This is a genomic window from Paraburkholderia sp. D1E (assembly GCF_052682275.1).
This window is the reverse complement of the sequence record NZ_JBQYMB010000001.1, coordinates 4937078-4954330: the sequence shown is the minus strand read 5'-3', so window position 1 is coordinate 4954330 and position 17253 is coordinate 4937078. Positions and strand designations below refer to the sequence as shown.

17 protein-coding genes are annotated in these 17253 nt (G+C 62.0%); 12 read left to right on the top strand and 5 right to left on the bottom strand.

Translation table 11 applies throughout. The annotated features are described in order from the left end of the window. Window positions 1-32: 32 nt before the first annotated feature. From ugpA to ettA, 4 genes are all read left to right on the top strand, one after another. Window positions 33-917 (top strand): sn-glycerol-3-phosphate ABC transporter permease UgpA, encoded by an 885-nt coding sequence (gene ugpA / locus ACUN0E_RS22200; protein WP_408338268.1) that lies wholly within the window; start codon window positions 33-35, stop codon window positions 915-917. Beyond that, window positions 914-1759 (top strand): sn-glycerol-3-phosphate ABC transporter permease UgpE, encoded by an 846-nt coding sequence (gene ugpE / locus ACUN0E_RS22195; protein ID WP_408509872.1) that lies wholly within the window; start codon window positions 914-916, stop codon window positions 1757-1759. Before ugpA ends, ugpE begins: the two co-directional genes overlap by 4 nt. Before the next feature lie 91 nt (window positions 1760-1850). Then, window positions 1851-2939 (top strand): sn-glycerol-3-phosphate import ATP-binding protein UgpC, encoded by a 1089-nt coding sequence (locus ACUN0E_RS22190; RefSeq protein ID WP_445567958.1) that lies wholly within the window; start codon window positions 1851-1853, stop codon window positions 2937-2939. A 237-nt stretch (window positions 2940-3176) separates the two neighbouring features. Then, window positions 3177-4841, top strand: coding sequence for an energy-dependent translational throttle protein EttA (ettA, locus tag ACUN0E_RS22185; RefSeq protein WP_408235916.1), 1665 nt, complete (start codon window positions 3177-3179; stop codon window positions 4839-4841). Here the strand turns inward: ettA and ACUN0E_RS22180 are convergent. Next, entirely contained in the window at window positions 4820-5077 is a 258-nt protein-coding gene (locus ACUN0E_RS22180) for a hypothetical protein (RefSeq protein ID WP_445567957.1), read from the bottom strand. The two genes, ettA and ACUN0E_RS22180, sit on opposite strands and share 22 nt — an antisense overlap. A gap of 115 nt (window positions 5078-5192) precedes the next feature. On the opposite strand from ACUN0E_RS22180, the gene ACUN0E_RS22175 reads away from it, so the two are divergent. Continuing rightward, entirely contained in the window at window positions 5193-6314 is a 1122-nt protein-coding gene (locus ACUN0E_RS22175) for a DUF748 domain-containing protein (RefSeq protein WP_445567956.1), read from the top strand. A gap of 70 nt (window positions 6315-6384) precedes the next feature. Here ACUN0E_RS22175 and ACUN0E_RS22170 read toward each other — a convergent pair whose 3' ends face one another. From ACUN0E_RS22170 to ACUN0E_RS22160, 3 genes are read right to left on the bottom strand one after another with little or no spacing between them, the layout of a single operon-like run. After that, the gene (locus ACUN0E_RS22170) at window positions 6385-7008 is read right to left on the bottom strand and encodes an HAD family hydrolase (protein WP_445567955.1); all 624 of its coding nucleotides are present in this window, start codon (window positions 7006-7008) and stop codon (window positions 6385-6387) included. 33 nt (window positions 7009-7041) lie between these two features. Continuing rightward, entirely contained in the window at window positions 7042-8856 is a 1815-nt protein-coding gene (locus ACUN0E_RS22165; RefSeq protein ID WP_445567954.1) for an aminopeptidase P family protein, read from the bottom strand. 19 nt (window positions 8857-8875) lie between these two features. Next, complete coding sequence (locus ACUN0E_RS22160) at window positions 8876-9130, bottom strand: hypothetical protein (RefSeq protein ID WP_408235928.1); 255 nt, start codon at window positions 9128-9130, stop codon at window positions 8876-8878. 225 nt (window positions 9131-9355) lie between these two features. Between ACUN0E_RS22160 and ACUN0E_RS22155 the strand changes: the two genes are divergently transcribed. From ACUN0E_RS22155 to ACUN0E_RS22125, 7 genes are all read left to right on the top strand, one after another. Next, the gene (locus tag ACUN0E_RS22155; protein ID WP_408235931.1) at window positions 9356-10066 is read left to right on the top strand and encodes a response regulator transcription factor; all 711 of its coding nucleotides are present in this window, start codon (window positions 9356-9358) and stop codon (window positions 10064-10066) included. A gap of 62 nt (window positions 10067-10128) precedes the next feature. Continuing rightward, window positions 10129-11415: a glutamyl-tRNA reductase gene (hemA, locus tag ACUN0E_RS22150; protein WP_408235934.1), complete on the top strand. Its 1287-nt coding sequence runs from the start codon at window positions 10129-10131 to the stop codon at window positions 11413-11415. Window positions 11416-11535: 120 nt separating this feature from the next. Beyond that, entirely contained in the window at window positions 11536-12618 is a 1083-nt protein-coding gene (prfA, locus tag ACUN0E_RS22145; protein WP_408235937.1) for a peptide chain release factor 1, read from the top strand. A 6-nt stretch (window positions 12619-12624) separates the two neighbouring features. Then, on the top strand, window positions 12625-13467 hold the full coding sequence (prmC, locus tag ACUN0E_RS22140) for a peptide chain release factor N(5)-glutamine methyltransferase (RefSeq protein WP_445567953.1): 843 nt from the start codon (window positions 12625-12627) through the stop codon (window positions 13465-13467). Between the two features lie 115 nt (window positions 13468-13582). Then, window positions 13583-13894, top strand: coding sequence for a Grx4 family monothiol glutaredoxin (gene grxD, locus ACUN0E_RS22135; RefSeq protein ID WP_012434475.1), 312 nt, complete (start codon window positions 13583-13585; stop codon window positions 13892-13894). Between the two features lie 49 nt (window positions 13895-13943). Continuing rightward, window positions 13944-14543 carry a UbiX family flavin prenyltransferase gene (locus ACUN0E_RS22130; protein WP_445567952.1) on the top strand — a complete coding sequence of 200 codons (600 nt, stop codon included), beginning with the start codon at window positions 13944-13946 and terminating at the stop codon, window positions 14541-14543. Between the two features lie 137 nt (window positions 14544-14680). Beyond that, window positions 14681-15466 carry a DODA-type extradiol aromatic ring-opening family dioxygenase gene (locus ACUN0E_RS22125; RefSeq protein ID WP_408235946.1) on the top strand — a complete coding sequence of 262 codons (786 nt, stop codon included), beginning with the start codon at window positions 14681-14683 and terminating at the stop codon, window positions 15464-15466. A 146-nt stretch (window positions 15467-15612) separates the two neighbouring features. Here ACUN0E_RS22125 and ACUN0E_RS22120 read toward each other — a convergent pair whose 3' ends face one another. Then, the gene (locus ACUN0E_RS22120; RefSeq protein ID WP_408338250.1) at window positions 15613-17208 is read right to left on the bottom strand and encodes an APC family permease; all 1596 of its coding nucleotides are present in this window, start codon (window positions 17206-17208) and stop codon (window positions 15613-15615) included. Between the last annotated feature and the right edge of the window lie 45 nt (window positions 17209-17253).

Here is a 17253-nt window from a genome sequence, read left to right as displayed (position 1 = left end):
CCGATGTTGCAGCAGAACCTTGGGAATTCTCGATGGAAAAGCGCTCCAGCTTCGGCACCAGCGTCCTGCCCTATCTGCTCGTTGCGCCGCAACTCGCGATCACGCTGCTGTTCTTTCTGTGGCCGGCGGGCGAGGCGCTGTGGCAATCCACGCAGAGCCAGGATGCGTTCGGCACGTCCAGCGAGTTTGTGGGTCTGGCCAATTTCAAGCAGTTACTCGCCGATCCACTCTACTTGTCGTCGTTCAATACGACGCTGATTTTCTGCGCGCTTGTCACCGTGTCCGGATTGGTGATTTCGTTGTTGCTGGCAGTCTGCGCGGATCGCGTGACGCGCGGCGCGAGGGCCTATCAGACGCTGCTGATCTGGCCGTATGCGGTCGCACCCGCGATCGCAGCTGTCTTGTGGTCGTTCCTGTTCAATCCGAGCATCGGCCTCGTCACCTATACGCTCGCGAAGTACGGCATCGTGTGGAATCACGCGTTGAATTCGGGACAGGCGATGTTTCTGGTCGTGCTGGCTTCCGTATGGAAACAGGTCAGCTATAACTTTCTGTTCTTCTATGCCGGCTTGCAGGCAATCCCACGTTCGCTGATCGAAGCGGCGGCCATCGACGGCGCCGGGCCGGTGCGGCGTTTCTTCGGTATCGCACTGCCATTGCTCTCACCGACCAGCTTCTTCCTGCTGGTGATCAACATTACCTACGCGTTCTTCGACACCTTCCCGGTAATTGACGCCGCCACCGGCGGCGGCCCGGCGCAATCCACCCGTACGCTGATCTACAAGATCTTCGCCGAAGGTTTCCAGGGGCTGGACATCGGCAGCTCGGGTGCACAGTCCGTCATCCTGATGGTGATCGTTGTCGCGTTGACGGTCGTGCAGTTCCGCTTTATCGAACGCAGGGTTCAATACTCATGATCGAGAACCGCCGCGGTTTTGACCTCTTCTGCCACGCGGTGCTGATTCTGGGCGTCGTGCTAGTGGTGTTTCCGGTGTACGTCGCGTTTTGCGCGGCGACGATGAGCGAGCATGAAGTGTTCAGCGTGCCGCTGTCGCTGGTGCCGAGCACGCATCTGTTCGAGAACATCGCCACCGTCTGGTCACAAGGCAGCGGCAATGCGGCAGCGCCGTTCGGCCGCATGCTCTTCAACAGCCTCGTGATGGCGCTGGTGATTTCGATCGGCAAGATTGCTGTCTCGATGATCTCCGCGTACGCGATCGTGTTCTTCCGCTTTCCGTTTCGCAATCTCGCGTTCTGGCTGATCTTCATCACGCTGATGCTGCCGGTCGAAGTGCGTATTTTCCCGACCGTGCAGGTCGTGTCGTCGATGCATCTGAGCAATACCTATAGCGGGTTGACGTTGCCGCTGATCGCCTCGGCCACTGCGACATTCCTGTTCCGCCAGTTCTTCATGACGCTGCCAGACGAATTGATGGAAGCGGCGCGTATCGACGGCGCCGGCGCGATGCGGTTCTTCTGGGACGTGGTGCTGCCGCTGTCGAAAACGAATATGGCGGCGCTGTTCGTCATCACGTTCATTTACGGCTGGAATCAGTATCTGTGGCCGATCCTGATTACGAGCCAGCAATCGCTGACCACGGCTGTGGTCGGCATCAAGAGCATGATCGCGTCCGGCGACACCGCGACCGAATGGCACCTGGTGATGACCGCGACACTGCTCGCCATGCTGCCGCCGCTCGCCGTGGTGCTGACGATGCAGCGCTGGTTCGTGCGCGGACTGGTGGACTCAGAAAAATGAGCTGCGCCGTTTGGGCGTGCTCGTGGATTGGAATAGAACGCACCGCGCGAGGCGTAGCAAGCGCGGCAAGCAACGAAAAGGCTAAAACAGCATGGCTGCACTGACTCTGCAAAGCGTTAAAAAAACCTACGACGGCAAACAGTTCGTGTTGCACGGCATCGACGTAGACGTCGCGGACGGCGAGTTCGTCGTGATGGTCGGCCCGTCGGGTTGCGGCAAATCGACCTTGCTGCGGATGGTGGCCGGGCTCGAAGGCATTTCCGAAGGCACCATCTCGATTGCCGGCAAGGTGGTCAATCGACTGGAGCCGAAGGATCGCAACATCGCGATGGTGTTCCAGAACTACGCGCTGTATCCGCATATGAGCGTCGCCGAGAACATGGGCTATGCGCTGAAGATTGCGGGCGTCGATCGTGCACAGATTACGAAGCGCGTGCAGGCCGCGGCGCAGATTCTCGAGCTTGAACCGCTGCTCGCACGCAAGCCGCGCGAGTTGTCCGGTGGTCAGCGGCAACGCGTCGCCATGGGTCGCGCGATCGTGCGCGAGCCGGCCGTGTTTCTGTTCGATGAGCCGCTGTCGAATCTGGATGCCCGCTTACGGGTACAGATGCGCCTCGAAATCCAGCGCCTGCATGCGCGGCTTGCCACAACCAGCCTGTACGTCACCCACGATCAAATCGAAGCAATGACGCTGGCGCAACGCGTGATCGTGATGAACAAGGGTCACGCCGAGCAGATCGGTGCGCCGACCGAGGTCTACGAGCGGCCGGCGACGGTGTTCGTCGCGAGCTTCATTGGCTCGCCGGGGATGAATCTGCTGGAAGGCCGGGTGTCGGATGATGGTTCTACATTCGAGGTAGCGGGCAACGGACCCAAGCTGCCGCTCACAGGCGCGGCGGCGATCGGCCGGGAAGTTGCGAAGGGCCGCGAATGGACGCTCGGCATTCGTCCGGAGCACATGACACCGGGTCAAGCTGACGCATCTCATGCGACGCTGACCGTCGATTCCTGCGAACTGCTCGGCGCGGACAACCTCGCGCATGGCCGCTGGGGCAAGCACGACGTGACCGTGCGCTTGCCGCACACGCATCGCCCCGTAGCAGGCGAAGCGCTGCAAGTCGCGCTGCCCGCGCACCATCTGCATTTCTTCGATCCGTCGACGGGACGGCGCGCGAACTGACGTCGCTGCGGACGCCCTCTGCCGCCACCGCCCCGCCCCGCCCCGCCCCGCCCCGCCCCGAAGTACAATGCCACCTGAACCACCCGCCCGCGCGTGGGGCGTCGCGGGGCTCGAAGCCGCGCTCGACGCCGCGCCGGCCGGCGCCGGGCGCACTGCCCGGCCAACACACCGATTACCCATCCACCCACGACCGCCCGCCCCCATGCGGCCGGCGTCGTCAACGTCTATTGCAAGCAAATGGCCCAATACGTCTTCACCATGAACCGGGTCGGCAAAATCGTGCCGCCCAAGCGTCAGATCCTGAAAGACATCTCGCTGTCGTTCTTCCCCGGGGCGAAGATCGGCCTGCTCGGCCTGAACGGCTCGGGCAAGTCGACGCTGATCCGCATCATGGCCGGTGTGGACAAAGACATCGAAGGCGAAGCCACGCCGATGCCGAACCTGAACATCGGCTATCTGCCGCAGGAGCCGCAACTCGATCCGAACAAGACGGTGCGTGAAGCGGTCGAAGAAGGTCTCGGCGACGTCTTCGGCGCGCAGAAGAAACTCGACGAAATCTATGCCGCCTACGCGGAGCCAGACGCCGATTTCGACGCGCTCGCCGCCGATCAGGCAAAGTACGAAGCCATTCTCGCCACCACTGATGGCAGCGCCGAACAGCAAATCGAAATCGCCGCCGACGCGCTGCGTCTGCCGGCGTGGGACGCGAAAATCGAGCACCTGTCGGGCGGTGAAAAGCGTCGTGTGGCACTCTGCAAGCTGCTGCTCGAAAAGCCGGACATGCTGCTGCTCGACGAGCCGACCAACCACCTGGACGCGGAATCGGTCGACTGGCTAGAACAGTTCCTCACACGCTTCCCGGGCACCGTTGTCGCCGTGACCCATGATCGCTACTTCCTCGATAACGCCGCCGAGTGGATTCTCGAACTCGACCGCGGCCACGGTATTCCGTGGAAGGGCAACTACAGCAGCTGGCTCGATCAGAAAGAAGAGCGCCTGAAGCAGGAAGAATCGTCGGAATCGGCGCGGCAGAAGGCGATCAAGAAGGAACTGGAGTGGGTACGACAGAACCCGAAGGGCCGTCAGGCGAAGTCGAAGGCGCGTATTGCCCGCTTCGAGGAACTGAACAGCCAGGACTACCAGAAGCGCAATGAAACCTCGGAAATCTTCATCCCGGTCGGCGATCGCCTCGGTAATGAAGTGATCGAGTTCAAGAACGTCAGCAAGTCGTATGGCGACCGTTTGCTGCTCGACGACGTCAGCTTCAAGATTCCGGCTGGCGCGATCGTCGGCATCATCGGACCGAACGGCGCCGGTAAGTCGACGCTGTTCCGCATGCTGACCGGCCGCGAACAGCCGGATTCGGGCGAAATCGTGCAAGGCCCGACGGTCAAGCTCGCTTACGTGGACCAAAGCCGCGACGCGCTCGACGGCTCGAAGACCGTATTCGAGGAAATCTCCGGCGGTGCTGACGTGCTGACGGTCGGCAAGTATGAGACGCCGTCGCGTGCGTATATCGGCCGCTTCAACTTCAAGGGTGGCGACCAGCAGAAGACCGTCGGCAATCTGTCGGGCGGTGAACGCGGCCGGCTCCATCTGGCGAAGACGCTGATCGCGGGCGGCAACGTACTGCTGCTGGACGAACCGTCGAACGATCTGGACGTCGAAACGCTGCGCGCACTCGAAGATGCATTGCTGGAATTCGCCGGCTCCGTGATGGTGATCTCGCACGATCGCTGGTTCCTCGACCGGATCGCGACGCACATCCTCGCATTCGAAGGCGATTCGCAAATCACGTTCTTCGACGGCAACTACCAGGAATACGAAGCGGACAAGCGCGCACGCCTCGGTGAAGAAGCTGCACGCCCGAAGCGTCTGCGTTACAAGCCGATCGCACGATAAATCGCAAGCTTGGCAGCCCGCTCGTCGGTCGACGAGCGGGCTGTTTTGCTGGTCGTTTTCTTGCTGACAGGATTGCTGACCGCTTTACTGACCGCCAGGTCGGCCGCTTTGCGGGTCTCAGTTAGCTCCTGGCCGATCAGCCGGTCCTTCTGCCCTCCATGGCACACGCCGGAAACGCCTTGCGTTTGTCCGATGAACGGCAGGGCACACGCATTGCGTGCCACGGCGTGATACACGTTGTCCCGGCGGGATGCGGCAACTCCGCCATATCAAACCAATGTGCGTTCAACCCGCGCACGCTCAGGCCAATCACATCCACACCGTGCACAGCGCGGCGACGAGGAGGCAAGCATGGCGATGTCGAAGGGCAAGCGCTGGGCCATTGCGATAGGCGGCGTGCTGCTGGTGCTAATCGTCGTCGCGGTCGGTGCGCTGCAGTTCGCGCAGCGCGAAGTCAAAGAGCGGGTGATTGCGGCGCTCGGTCCATTGGGCAGCGCCGAAAGCATCCGGGTCGGCCTCACCTCAGTCCATCTCACCAACGTTCTGCTCAAAGCGCCGCCCGGCTGGCCCGCCGGTGATCCGCTACGCGCCGACGAAATCACGCTCACGCCCGATATTCGCGATCTGCTCGTGCGGCGCATGCATATTCGTAGCGTGGTGGTGCGCGGCTTCGACCTCGCAGTACTGCGCACCAAGGACGGCGCGATCCGCCTGCTGCCGAATCTACGGCAATCCGTCAACAAGTCCGACGAAGAAGCCAGCGGCGTAGCGGCAACCGCTCCCCGCGAAAAACTGATCGACCACATCAGCTTCGAGCAAGGTAACTTCCATTTTTACGACATGACGGTCGGTCCGCCGGCATTCAAAGTGACGGTCAGTAACGCCAACGCGACCGTCGACCACCTGCATCTGCCCGCGCTCAGCGAACCGACCAACGTCAGCGTCACCGGCTCAATCAAGGGCCCGGCACACACGGGCACGGTTTCGTTCGACGGGTGGATCAAGATCGCCAGCAAGGATTCGCAGACCACCAGCAAACTGCGCGACGTCGATGTCGTGATGCTCGATCCATACCTGTTGAAAAAAACCGGCGCAAAGGCGCAAGTGACGGGCGGCACGATCGACCTGACGGTCGACTCGACGGTGCGCAACTATCAGTTGCACGCGCCTGGCACGGTGACGATCCACCATTTGCAACTCGCCGACAGCGACAACCCGCTCGACACCTTCATGTCGATTCCGACCAAAGCCGCCATCGCCGCGCTCAAGACGCACGATGGCGACATCACGCTGCATTTCGTGCTGGATGGGAATTTGCGCGACCCAAAGTTTTCGGTTCAGGAAAGTCTGATGACGCGCCTCGGCGCCGGGTTTGCGAAAGCGATGGGCGTGAGCGTCGAAGGCGTGGCGAAGGGCGCCGGGGAGACAGTGAAAGGATTGGGTAACGCGTTGAAGAATCTGCTTGGTCAGTAAGCGGGCCGAGGCCGACGGCGCCGTTAAAGCGAAGTCGCGCCGCGTCACCGCTTTAACCGGCGTCCCGCGCTTAAACCGGCAACCCCAGTTCGCGCAATTTCGCTTCGGTTTGCGCGGCGCCCGTGTGATGCACGCCGTGCCAGCCGAGCGCCGTTGCGGCCTCGGCGTTTTTCAGATTGTCGTCGATGAAGACAAGTTCGTCCGGCTGGATGCCCGGCAGTTGCGCCTCGATCCGCTGACGCATTTCCGCGAAGATCGCCGGATCAGGCTTTACCAGCTTCACCCTGCCCGATACGACGATATCGCGGAACCGCCGCAGCACGGGGTAATGCTCCCACGCATAGGGAAACGTCTCCGCCGACCAGTTCGTCAGCCCGAAAAGCGGCACATTGGCGGCTTCGAGCTTTTCCATGATTGCCACGCCCTCTTCCAGCACGCCGGCCACCATCTCGTGCCAGCGCTCGTAGAACGCACGGATCAGCGGCGCGTGATCGGGAAACTTCGCGATCAGTTCGTCTGTTGCCTCGACTATCGGCTGGCCGCCGTCCTGACGGACCACCCAGTCCATCGAACAGACGTGAGTCAGAAACCAGCGGCGCTCCGTTTCGTCAGGAATCAACTGACGATATAGATACTCAGGGTTCCAGTCGATCAGCACGCCACCGAAATCGAACACGACTGCCTTGATGCCCATGCACTCTCCGTCAGTAAGGTCGTGGCGACACGATCAGATAGGCTGTGTGCGCAACTCCAGCCACGCTTTGGCCTCACCCGACACATGCGGCGACAGGCGCGTGCGCACCATCTCGTGATACGCATTGAGCCATGCGCGCTCGTCGTCACGCAACAGCGACAGATCGAGGCAACGCGTGTCGATCGGGCACAGCGTCAGCGTTTCGAACTTGAGAAAATCACCGAACTCGGTTTTCTCCGCGGGCACGTTCAGCACCAGGTTCTCGATCCGCACGCCCCACTTGCCCGGCCGGTAAATGCCCGGCTCGACCGACGTGATCATGCCTTCTTCCATCGCCGTCCATGGTTCGGCCGGCGCGTAGTGCGAAATCACCTGCGGGCCTTCGTGCACGTTCAGGAAATAGCCCACGCCGTGACCCGTGCCGTGACCGTAATCGGCACCAGCTTCCCAGATCGGCGCGCGGGCGATCGCGTCAAGCATCGGCGAACGGATGCCGCGCGGGAATTTCGCGCGCGACAGCGCCATGGTGCCTTTCAGCACAATCGTGAAATCGCGCCGCTGTGCCTCGCTGATGGTGCCGACCGGCACAACGCGGGTGATGTCGGTCGTGCCGCTCAGATACTGTGCGCCCGAATCGATCAGCAACAGGCCATTGCCCTCGATCACCAGATGCGCATCATCGGTCGCGCGGTAGTGCGGCATCGCGCCGTTCGCGTTGAAGCCGGCGATCGTCGCAAAGCTCAGGGATACGAAGCCCGGACGGCGCGCGCGGGCTGCCGTCAGGCGCTCGTCGATCGTCAGTTCGGTGATCGTTTCACGGCCCAACGCGCCCTCGAACCACGCGAAGAATTCAGCAAGTGCCGCGCCGTCCTGCTCCATCGTCTCGCGCACGTGCTCTGCTTCTGCCTCGGTCTTACGCGACTTGAAGAACGTGGACGGATTGACCGCCTCGACGACATTCACCGTAGACGGCACCAGTTGCAGCGAGCCATACGTAATGCGGCGCGGGTCGATCAGCAGTGTGCTGCCGGCCGGCAGCGCGGCCAGTGCATCGGCCGCCTTTGCATACGGCTCGACGCTGATACCATCAAGCGCGAGCGCATCGGCCAACGCTTGTGGCACTTTGCCGTCGGCGACGAACAGAGACGCGCTCTCCTGACCGACCAGCGCGTGCGCCACGAACACCGGGTTATAGCTGACGTCGGCGCCGCGCAGATTCAAAAGCCATGCAAGGTCGTCGAGCGTGGAAATAAAGTGCCACTGCGCGCCCTTTTCCGCCATCGCCCGGCGAATCTGCGCGAGCTTTTCCGAACGGGCGACGCTTGCGTGCGGGGCGGCATGCTCAAACACGGCGGCGACAGGCAGCGACGGACGCTGCGGCCAGATCGCGTCGAACAGATCGACGTCGGTGCGCAGTTTCACGCCATGCGCGGTGAGCGCCTGGCTCAAAGCACGCGCCGCCGACACACCGAGCACGGCCCCGTCCACGCCAACCGTGCCACCGGTTGCGACGTTCTGCGCGAGCCATTCGAAATGCGGCACGGTCTGCTGGCCGCCGGTCATCTTCATCAACTGAACGCCGGTGCCGGCCAGCTGCGCATTGGCTTGTTCCCAATAGCGGCTGTCGGTCCACACGCCGGCGAAATCGGCGGTCACGACCAGCGTGCCGGCCGATCCGGTGAAACCCGACAGCCACTGCCGGCCTTGCCAGCGCCCGGGTAGATATTCGGAAAGATGCGGATCCGCGGACGGCACCAGATAAGCGGCTACGCCTTCGCGCGCCATCGCATTGCGCAATGTCGCGAGTCGTTCAGGGATGGAGGAAGTTTCGGGAAGTCGGGCATTCATCAGAGTCACCTGCAAGTATTCATCGACGGGAAAGCAAGCCGACCGTCACGGCAACGGCGACCAGCGCGATGGCGGTACATACCGGCCATTCGAGCATACCGCCATCATGAAAGAGACCGACCACGTTGCCGGCCATGCGTGCGACACCCGCGCCCAACAAGCCGGCCAGTAGCGCGACCCACCATTGGGCACGGCTCGAACGGCGCAGCGGATGCAGCCACCATCCCGCCAGGCCGATCACGGCGCCCAGTACCAGGATTCCGGACCAACCCATTAGCGGCGGGTCTGGCGCAGTTTTAGATTCGTCCCGCGCAGTTTCAGATTCGTCTCATGGGCGCCGGAGGTTTGGGCAGCTAGCATTTTTGTCTCATTAACTATAAAGGTTCAGCACGGCGCTTTCCGCATAGCGGTTGAGTTTAGGGGTCGGGGTGATGTTAGGCAAGCTGTAAGCCTTACGGAGAATCCCGGTCCTCGATTATTGCCAGGCTGAAAGCGCGCCATGCGAATCGCCCTTATCGAGCCGGACCTTCGGCACGCCACATTAGTCGGCCGACTGATCTTTGCCGGCGGCCATATGTGCCAACACTTCACTGCGAGCGCCCCGTTCCTGCATCGCGCCGCCGACGAATTCTTCGATCTTCTCATTACTGACGGCTGGGCCGGCGACCATTCCGCTGAAGACTTGATCCCGCGTGCCCGCTCTATCCTGCCGAGCTTGCCGGTGATCGTGCTGCTGTCGGAGCCACGCGAGAGCCAGATTGTTGCCGCGCTGCACGCTGGCGCCGACGACTGCCTGACCAAACCGGTCCGCGGCCCGGAAATGCTGGCCCGAGTGGACGCACTGCTGCGACGGGCGGGCCTGCGGCGGCCGCCCAACCGGCGGCGTGACACGATCGGCGGCTATGCGTTCGACGCGGCGCGCTTCGCCGTCACATTTCGTGACCATACGGTCGCCCTGACGCCGAAGGAATTTCGCTTCGCATTGCTGCTATTTACCAATCTGTCACGGCCGGTGTCGCGCGCGCATATTCTCGAAACCGTCTGGACACGCCGCCGCGACGTAAAGTCGCGCACCGTCGACACCCACGCGTCGCGCGTGCGGACCAAACTGCAGTTGCGCCCGGAGTATGGTTATTGCCTGACACCGCTTTACGGCTACGGCTATCAACTCGATGCAATCCCGCCAGAGGCCGTTGTAGAGGCCAAATGACGTGTGAACAATGTAAGAATGATGAAAACGCTATAATATTGGGCTAAACCATAGCTCCCCATATGCAGCTTCTAACGATCGGAATCAATCACCACACTGCTCCTGTCGCCTTGCGCGAACGCGTGGCGTTTCCGCTCGAACAGATCAAGCCTGCATTGGACACCTTCAAGAGCATCTGGCTCGGCCGCACCGCCCGCACGGCGCCGGAAGCGGCAATTCTGTCCACCTGCAATCGCACCGAACTCTATTGTGCGACCGACGACCAGGCCGCGCGGGAAGCCGCGATCCAGTGGTTCTCGAAGTACCACAACCTGCCCATCGACGAACTCGCGCCGCATGTATATGCGCTGCCGCAGTCGGAGGCCGTGCGCCATGCGTTCCGCGTCGCATCGGGCCTCGATTCGATGGTGCTCGGCGAGACGCAAATCGTCGGACAAATGAAGGATGCGGTGCGTACGGCGTCTGAAGCCGGCGCGCTTGGCACCTATCTGAACCAGTTGTTCCAGCGCACCTTCGCCGTTGCGAAGGAAGTGCGCAGCACGACCGAAATCGGCGCGCAGTCGGTTTCCATGGCGGCAGCCGCCGTGCGGCTCGCGCAGCGGATTTTCGACAAGGTCTCGAACCAGCGCGTGCTGTTCATCGGCGCGGGCGAAATGATCGAGTTGTGCGCTACGCACTTCGCAGCGCAGCAGCCACGTGAACTCGTGGTCGCAAACCGCACCGCAGAGCGCGGCACCCGCCTTGCCGAACGCTTCAACGGCCGGGCGATCCCGCTCTCGGAACTGCCCACGCGCATGCATGAATTCGACATCATCGTGTCGTGTACGGCTTCCACCCTGCCGATCATCGGTCTGGGCGCGGTCGAGCGAGCGGTGAAAGCACGCCGTCACCGGCCGATTTTCATGGTCGATCTGGCCGTGCCACGCGATATCGAACCCGAAGTCGGCCAGCTGGAAGACGTGTTCCTCTACACCGTCGACGACCTCGGCGCGATCGTGCGCGAAGGCAACGCGTCGCGGCAAGCCGCGGTTGCCCAGGCCGAGGCAATCATCGAAACGCGTGTGCAGAATTTCATGCAATGGCTCGACGCGCGCAGCATCGTGCCAGTGATCCGTCACATGCATACTCAGGCCGACGTGCTGCGTCGCGCCGAAGTCGAACGCGCACAGAAAATGCTCGCGCGCGGCGACGACCCGGCGGCGGTGCTCGAAGCGCTGTCGCAATCGCTCACCAACAAACTGATCCACGGCCCCACGCACGCGCTCAATCGCGCGAGCAGCGAGAACCGTGACACGCTCATCGAGTTGATGAGCGGCTTCTACAAACACTCCGGTTCTACGGAGCGTTAGCGGCGCAGCCACTGCCGCAACGTCCGCGCCACCCTGTGGCCCGCGACGTGCTTCTGACCAGGGCATCCGCCCACTTCCCTAGTCGTCGTCTTTGCCGGAGTCCGCTCCGATACCCGTCCGATGAAAACGAGCATGCAACGCAAGCTCGACCAGCTCACTACCCGGCTGGCCGAACTGAACGACCTGTTGAGCCGCGAGGACATCACCTCGAATCTCGACCAATACCGCAAGCTCACGCGTGAACACGCCGAGCTCGGGCCGGTCGTCGAGCACTACGCGCTGTGGCGCCACGCAATGAACGACGCAGCGACCGCGCAGGAACTGCTGGCGGACGTGTCGATGCGCGACTTTGCGGAAGAGGAAATCCGCGCGGCGCGCGAGCGGATGGAAAAACTCGGCGCCGAATTGCAGAAAATGCTGCTGCCCAAAGACCCCAACGACGACCGCAACATCTTTCTCGAAATCCGTGCCGGAACAGGTGGCGACGAATCGGCGCTGTTCGCGGGCGATTTGCTGCGCATGTACCTGCGTTTTGCCGAGCGCAATCGCTGGCAAGTGGAGATGATGTCGGCGAGCGAATCGGATCTGGGTGGCTACAAGGAAGTGATCGTGCGGATCGCCGGCGAAGCGGCCTATTCCAAGCTCAAGTTCGAGTCGGGCGGCCATCGCGTACAACGCGTGCCGGCTACCGAAACGCAGGGCCGCATTCACACGTCGGCGTGCACGGTCGCGGTAATGCCGGAAGCGGACGAAATCGGCGAAGTCGAGATCAATCCGGCCGATCTGCGCATCGACACGTTCCGCGCGTCCGGTGCGGGCGGCCAGCACATCAACAAGACGGACTCAGCCGTGCGCGTCACACACTTGCCGACGGGTATCGTCGTCGAATGTCAGGACGACCGGTCGCAGCACAAGAACAAGGATCGGGCGCTGAAGGTTTTGGCTGCGCGCATCAAGGACAAGCAATCACACGAGCAGCAGCAGAAGGAAGCCGCAACGCGCAAGAGCCTGATCGGCTCGGGTGATCGGTCGGAACGGATTCGCACCTACAACTTCCCGCAAGGACGTCTGACGGATCACCGGATCAATCTGACGCTGTATCGCCTCGACGCAATCATGGACGGCGATCTCCATGAATTGATCGCGGCCCTGGTCAGCGAGCATCAGGCCGAGTTGCTGGCATCGCTGGGCGACGCGGACTAAGCGCGGATGGATCCGGTCACCCCTGCCGCGTTGTTGCGCGCCTCGCCACTGCCGTCGCTCGAAGCGCGGATTCTGCTCACGCACGTGCTCGGCTGGCGGCATACGCAATTGATTACACGCAGCGATGAAGCGCTCGACGGCACGCTAGTTGAACGATACCGGTTGCTGGAAGCGCGACGTGTCGCCGGAGAGCCGGTGGCGCAGCTGGTCTGCGCACGCGAATTTTTTGGGCTTGATTTCGAAGTGACGCCCGACGTGCTGATTCCACGTCCAGAAACCGAATTGCTGGTCGAAACGGCGTTAGCGGCAATGGAAAACATCGCGCGGCCGTGCGTGCTCGATCTCGGCACGGGCACCGGCGCGATTGCCGTGGCGATTGCCTCGATGCGGCCCGACGCGCAGGTCTGGGCGCTGGACCGTTCCGCCGAAGCGCTGGCGGTAGCCACACGCAACGCCGCACGTCTGCTGGATACCAAACGCCCCGGCGGGGCCGTGGTATTGCAGCAAAGCAACTGGTACAGCTCGCTCGACGCAGCATTGCACCTTAACGTGATCGTCAGCAATCCACCGTACATCGCGAGCAACGATCCGCATTTGTCGGAAGGCGATCTGCGCTTCGAACCGCGCGGCGCACTCACCGACGAGTCCGACGGACTCAGCGCGATCCGCGCGATCATCGCCGGGGCGCCCGCGCGTTTGGCCGCCAACGGCGTATTGTGGATCGAACACGGGTACGATCAGGCGGAAGCCGTACGCGGCCTGCTGACGGCGCAAGGTTTTGAGCAAGTCCGCTCGGAGCAGGATCTGGCCGGCATCGAGCGAATCAGCGGCGGCCTGTTGCACGGTTGACCTCGATGAATGGCCTCAATCTCCAAGGGTGACAAAGCGGCCCTCGGCCGGTCGTACCGAAATCCGCTATCATTTCAGCCTATTCCCTACACATAACGGAACCGCAAGGTCAGTCATGGATACGCAACAACGCATCAAGCAAATCGTCGACGAAAACAATGTCGTGCTCTTCATGAAGGGCACCGCTCAGTTCCCGATGTGCGGCTTTTCCGGCCGCGCCATCCAGATTCTGAAGGCATGTGGCGTCGGCGAAATCAAAACCGTCAACGTGCTGGAAGACGACGAAGTCCGCCAGGGCATCAAGCAGTTCTCGAACTGGCCGACCATTCCGCAGCTCTATGTGAAGGGCGAATTCGTCGGCGGCTCGGACATCATGATGGAAATGTACGAATCGGGCGAACTGCAGCAGCTGTTTGCCGCGGCTTAAGCGGCCGCTGTCCGAACGTTTGTTGTCCTCCGATAAGGCGCCGCGAGCCATGGAAACACGCGCTGCGGCGCCACGCCGGCTGATCGTTGCGATTACCGGCGCAACCGGCGCCATCTACGGCATCCGGTTGCTCGAGACGTTGCGCAGGCTGGGCGGCGTCGAAAGCCATCTGCTGATTTCGAGCGCAGGCTGGCTCAATATCCAGCACGAACTCCAGTTGAGCAAAGAAGACGTGCATCCGCTCGCGGATGTCGTTCATTCGGTACGCGATGTCGGCGCGAGCATCGCGTCCGGCTCATTTGCGACCGATGGCATGGTGATCGCTCCCTGCTCGATGAAGACGCTCGCCAGCGTCGCACATGGCTTTTCCGACAACCTGATCACCCGCGCCGCCGATGTCACGCTCAAAGAGCGCCGTCGGCTCGTGCTGCTCGTGCGCGAAACGCCGTTCAATCTCGCGCATCTGCGCAATATGACGGCCGTGACCGAAATGGGCGGCGTGATCTTCCCGCCCTTACCTGCCTTCTACAACCACCCCACCTCGATCGACGAAATGGTCGATCACACGGTGGCGCGTGTGCTGGATCTCTTCGCGCTTGGACCTGCTTTGTCGCCGGCGTGGCAAGGATTGCGCGACCAGCAGGAATAACACGCGCGGCGGGATATCGATTAATAACACCGGCGACACAATCAATTCCGTTTTCACCCGTTTATCAAACGTCGGTACGGACCTATATTGATAGCAACCCCACTTCCGCGCCGCATCCCTGCGGCGGCGTTGCTGCCATGAATCGCTTACCGTCGCTTTTCCTTTCCCACGGCGCACCTACGCTGCCAATCGACCCATCCATGCCGTCCGCCGAATTCGGCGCACTGTCGGCGCAATTGCCGCGTCCTGAAGCCGTGCTGATGCTGTCGGCCCATTGGGGCACGGCACAGCCTGAGGTGAGCACCTCCACCGCACCGGAAACCATCCACGATTTCTACGGCTTCCCGCGTCAGTTGTATGAAATTCAGTATCCGGCTCCGGGTGCGCCCGCTGTGGCGCGCCGTGCCGCCGTACTGCTCGGTGAACACGGCATCCTTACCAACGCCCAGCCGCATGGGCTCGATCACGGCGCGTGGGTGCCGATGCTGCTGATGTTCCCGGCCGCCGACGTGCCGGTCGCACAGTTGTCGATCCAGCCGCACCAGGACGCCGCCCATCACTTCCGCGTGGGTCGCGCGCTGCGCTCACTGAAAGACGACGGCGTGATGGTGATCGGCTCGGGCCAGATCACGCACAACCTGCGCGCAGCCGACTTTTCCGCGCGCCCGGAGGACGCCGACCCGCGCGTGGCCGAATTCACCGGCTGGTTCGAGGCAAAGCTCGCTGCGCATGACATCGAGGCGTTGCTCGACTACCGCCGTCAGGCGCCGCACGCGGTGCTGATGCATCCCACCGACGAGCACCTGCTGCCCGTATTCGCGGCCCTTGGGGCGGCGGACGACGATTATTCGCTGGCAATCCAGTCGCTTGGGACCTACCAACGGTCGCTCGCCATGACGAATTACGTGTTCGGCACGGCCTGATTCGACGGCAACCCAGCGCCATCGGAAACACCCAAACAGGATCTGAGCGCCGTCGCAAACAAAAAAGCCCGCCTGAGCAACCAGGCGGGCTTTTTCGTACTGTGCCGGATCAAGCTGATCCGGCGGAAGACTTAGCGCAGCAACTCTTAATGTGCGCCCATGCCTTCGAGAACTTCGTCGTGCGTCTGACGCTCCTCGAGGTAGTCCGAGCGATAGCCGCTATGCACGCCCCAGTAGTAGAACACCAGCGAGAACGCGATCACCACCAGCATGTCCCAGCCATACGGCAGGACGCCACGGCCACCGAATTCCTTGCTGCCGATCAGCGACAGGATCGCCATCACCGGCAGGTAGGCCACGAGCCACCATGCGGCCTTCAGATCACGCCCCCAGCCGCCGAAACCCGACTTGGCCTGGAAGTAGAAGTACACCGGCAGCGCGACGACCATGAGCAGAATGATTTCGCCGGTCAGCGGCCACTTTGCCCAGTACAGGATCAGTGACGCGCACACGAACGCGAACGGCGCAATGATCTTCATGCCCGGAATGTGCAGCGGGCGCTCCAGATCCGTCGCCGCGCGGCGCAGCGCCATCAGGCTGATCGGGCCGGTCAGGTACGAGATCACGGTCGCAACCGAGATCACCGCCGCCAACGAGCTCCAGCCGCGGAAGAAGAACAGGAAAATGAACGACACCAGCAGGTTGAACCACATCGCCTGACGCGGCACCCCGTAGAACGGGTGCACGTTGCCGAACATCTTCGGCATCGTGTTGTTGCGCTCCATCGCGTAGATCATGCGGGTAGTGGTGGCCATGTAGGTCGTGCCCGTGCCGCTCGGGCTGACGAACGCGTCGACGTACAGCAGGATAGCCAGCCAGTTCAGGTTCAGCGCGATCGCCAGTTCGGCGAACGGCGAAGCGAAGTTGAAGTGGCTCCAGCCCTTCATCACGTCGCCCGGGCTCACCGCGCCGATATACGCGACCTGCAGCAGCACGTAGATCACCAGCGCCAGCAGGATCGAGCCGATCACCGCAAACGGTACGCTCCTGGCCGGATTGCGCGCCTCACCCGCGAGGTTGATCGGGCTCTGGAAACCGTTGAAGGCAAACACGATACCGCTCGTCGACACTGCCGTCAGCACAGCCGACCAGCCATACGGCGCAAAGGTGCTCGCTTCGCCGAAGTTTTCCTTGTGGAAGCCCGTCAGCATCAAACCGAGGATCGTCGCCCCCGGAATCAGGAACTTGAAGATCGTGATTGCCGAATTGGCGCGCGCGAACAGTTTCACGCCCCAGTAGTTCAGCAGGAAGTAAATGATCACGAGCGCTGCGGACAGCAATAGCCCGGTAGTCGTTAATGACCCGTCCACGAATAGCGCATGCGCCCATGGATACGGCCATGTACTCATATATTGAATGGAGGCTTCAGCCTCGATTGGAATCACCGAGACAATGGCGATCCAGTTGGCCCATGCACTGATGAAACCAACCAGTGCACCGTGCGAATAGCGCGCGTAACGCACCATGCCGCCGGACTCGGGGAACATCGCGCCGAGTTCTGCGTACGTCAATGCAATCGCGAGAATCACGACCGCCCCAATGACCCATGCACAAATGGCAGCCGGCCCGGCAATTTTTGCAGCCTTCCACGCGCCGAAAAGCCAGCCCGATCCGATGATCGAACCCAAGCCGGTCAGCAAGAGCGCGACTGGCCCGATGTTCCGTTGTATAGAACTTTTCACATCTTCTCCTGTGTCGGCCGGAGTGCGTGCTTTAGCACTTACTCC

Bases quoted from the DNA above. Each gene is read 5' to 3' on its own strand.
- grxD (WP_012434475.1), top strand. From the start codon at position 13,583: ATGGATACGCAACAACGCATCAAGCAAATCGTCGACGAAAACAATGTC.
- prmC (WP_445567953.1), top strand. From the start codon at position 12,625: ATGGATCCGGTCACCCCTGCCGCGTTGTTGCGCGCCTCGCCACTGCCG.
- ACUN0E_RS22175 (WP_445567956.1), top strand. From the start codon at position 5,193: ATGGCGATGTCGAAGGGCAAGCGCTGGGCCATTGCGATAGGCGGCGTG.
- ACUN0E_RS22190 (WP_445567958.1), top strand. From the start codon at position 1,851: ATGGCTGCACTGACTCTGCAAAGCGTTAAAAAAACCTACGACGGCAAA.
- ACUN0E_RS22160 (WP_408235928.1), bottom strand. From the start codon at position 9,130: ATGGGTTGGTCCGGAATCCTGGTACTGGGCGCCGTGATCGGCCTGGCG.
- ACUN0E_RS22155 (WP_408235931.1), top strand. From the start codon at position 9,356: ATGCGAATCGCCCTTATCGAGCCGGACCTTCGGCACGCCACATTAGTC.
- ACUN0E_RS22130 (WP_445567952.1), top strand. From the start codon at position 13,944: ATGGAAACACGCGCTGCGGCGCCACGCCGGCTGATCGTTGCGATTACC.
- ACUN0E_RS22170 (WP_445567955.1), bottom strand. From the start codon at position 7,008: ATGGGCATCAAGGCAGTCGTGTTCGATTTCGGTGGCGTGCTGATCGAC.
- hemA (WP_408235934.1), top strand. From the start codon at position 10,129: ATGCAGCTTCTAACGATCGGAATCAATCACCACACTGCTCCTGTCGCC.
- ettA (WP_408235916.1), top strand. From the start codon at position 3,177: ATGGCCCAATACGTCTTCACCATGAACCGGGTCGGCAAAATCGTGCCG.
- prfA (WP_408235937.1), top strand. From the start codon at position 11,536: ATGAAAACGAGCATGCAACGCAAGCTCGACCAGCTCACTACCCGGCTG.
- ugpA (WP_408338268.1), top strand. From the start codon at position 33: ATGGAAAAGCGCTCCAGCTTCGGCACCAGCGTCCTGCCCTATCTGCTC.
- ACUN0E_RS22165 (WP_445567954.1), bottom strand. From the start codon at position 8,856: ATGAATGCCCGACTTCCCGAAACTTCCTCCATCCCTGAACGACTCGCG.
- ugpE (WP_408509872.1), top strand. From the start codon at position 914: ATGATCGAGAACCGCCGCGGTTTTGACCTCTTCTGCCACGCGGTGCTG.
- ACUN0E_RS22125 (WP_408235946.1), top strand. From the start codon at position 14,681: ATGAATCGCTTACCGTCGCTTTTCCTTTCCCACGGCGCACCTACGCTG.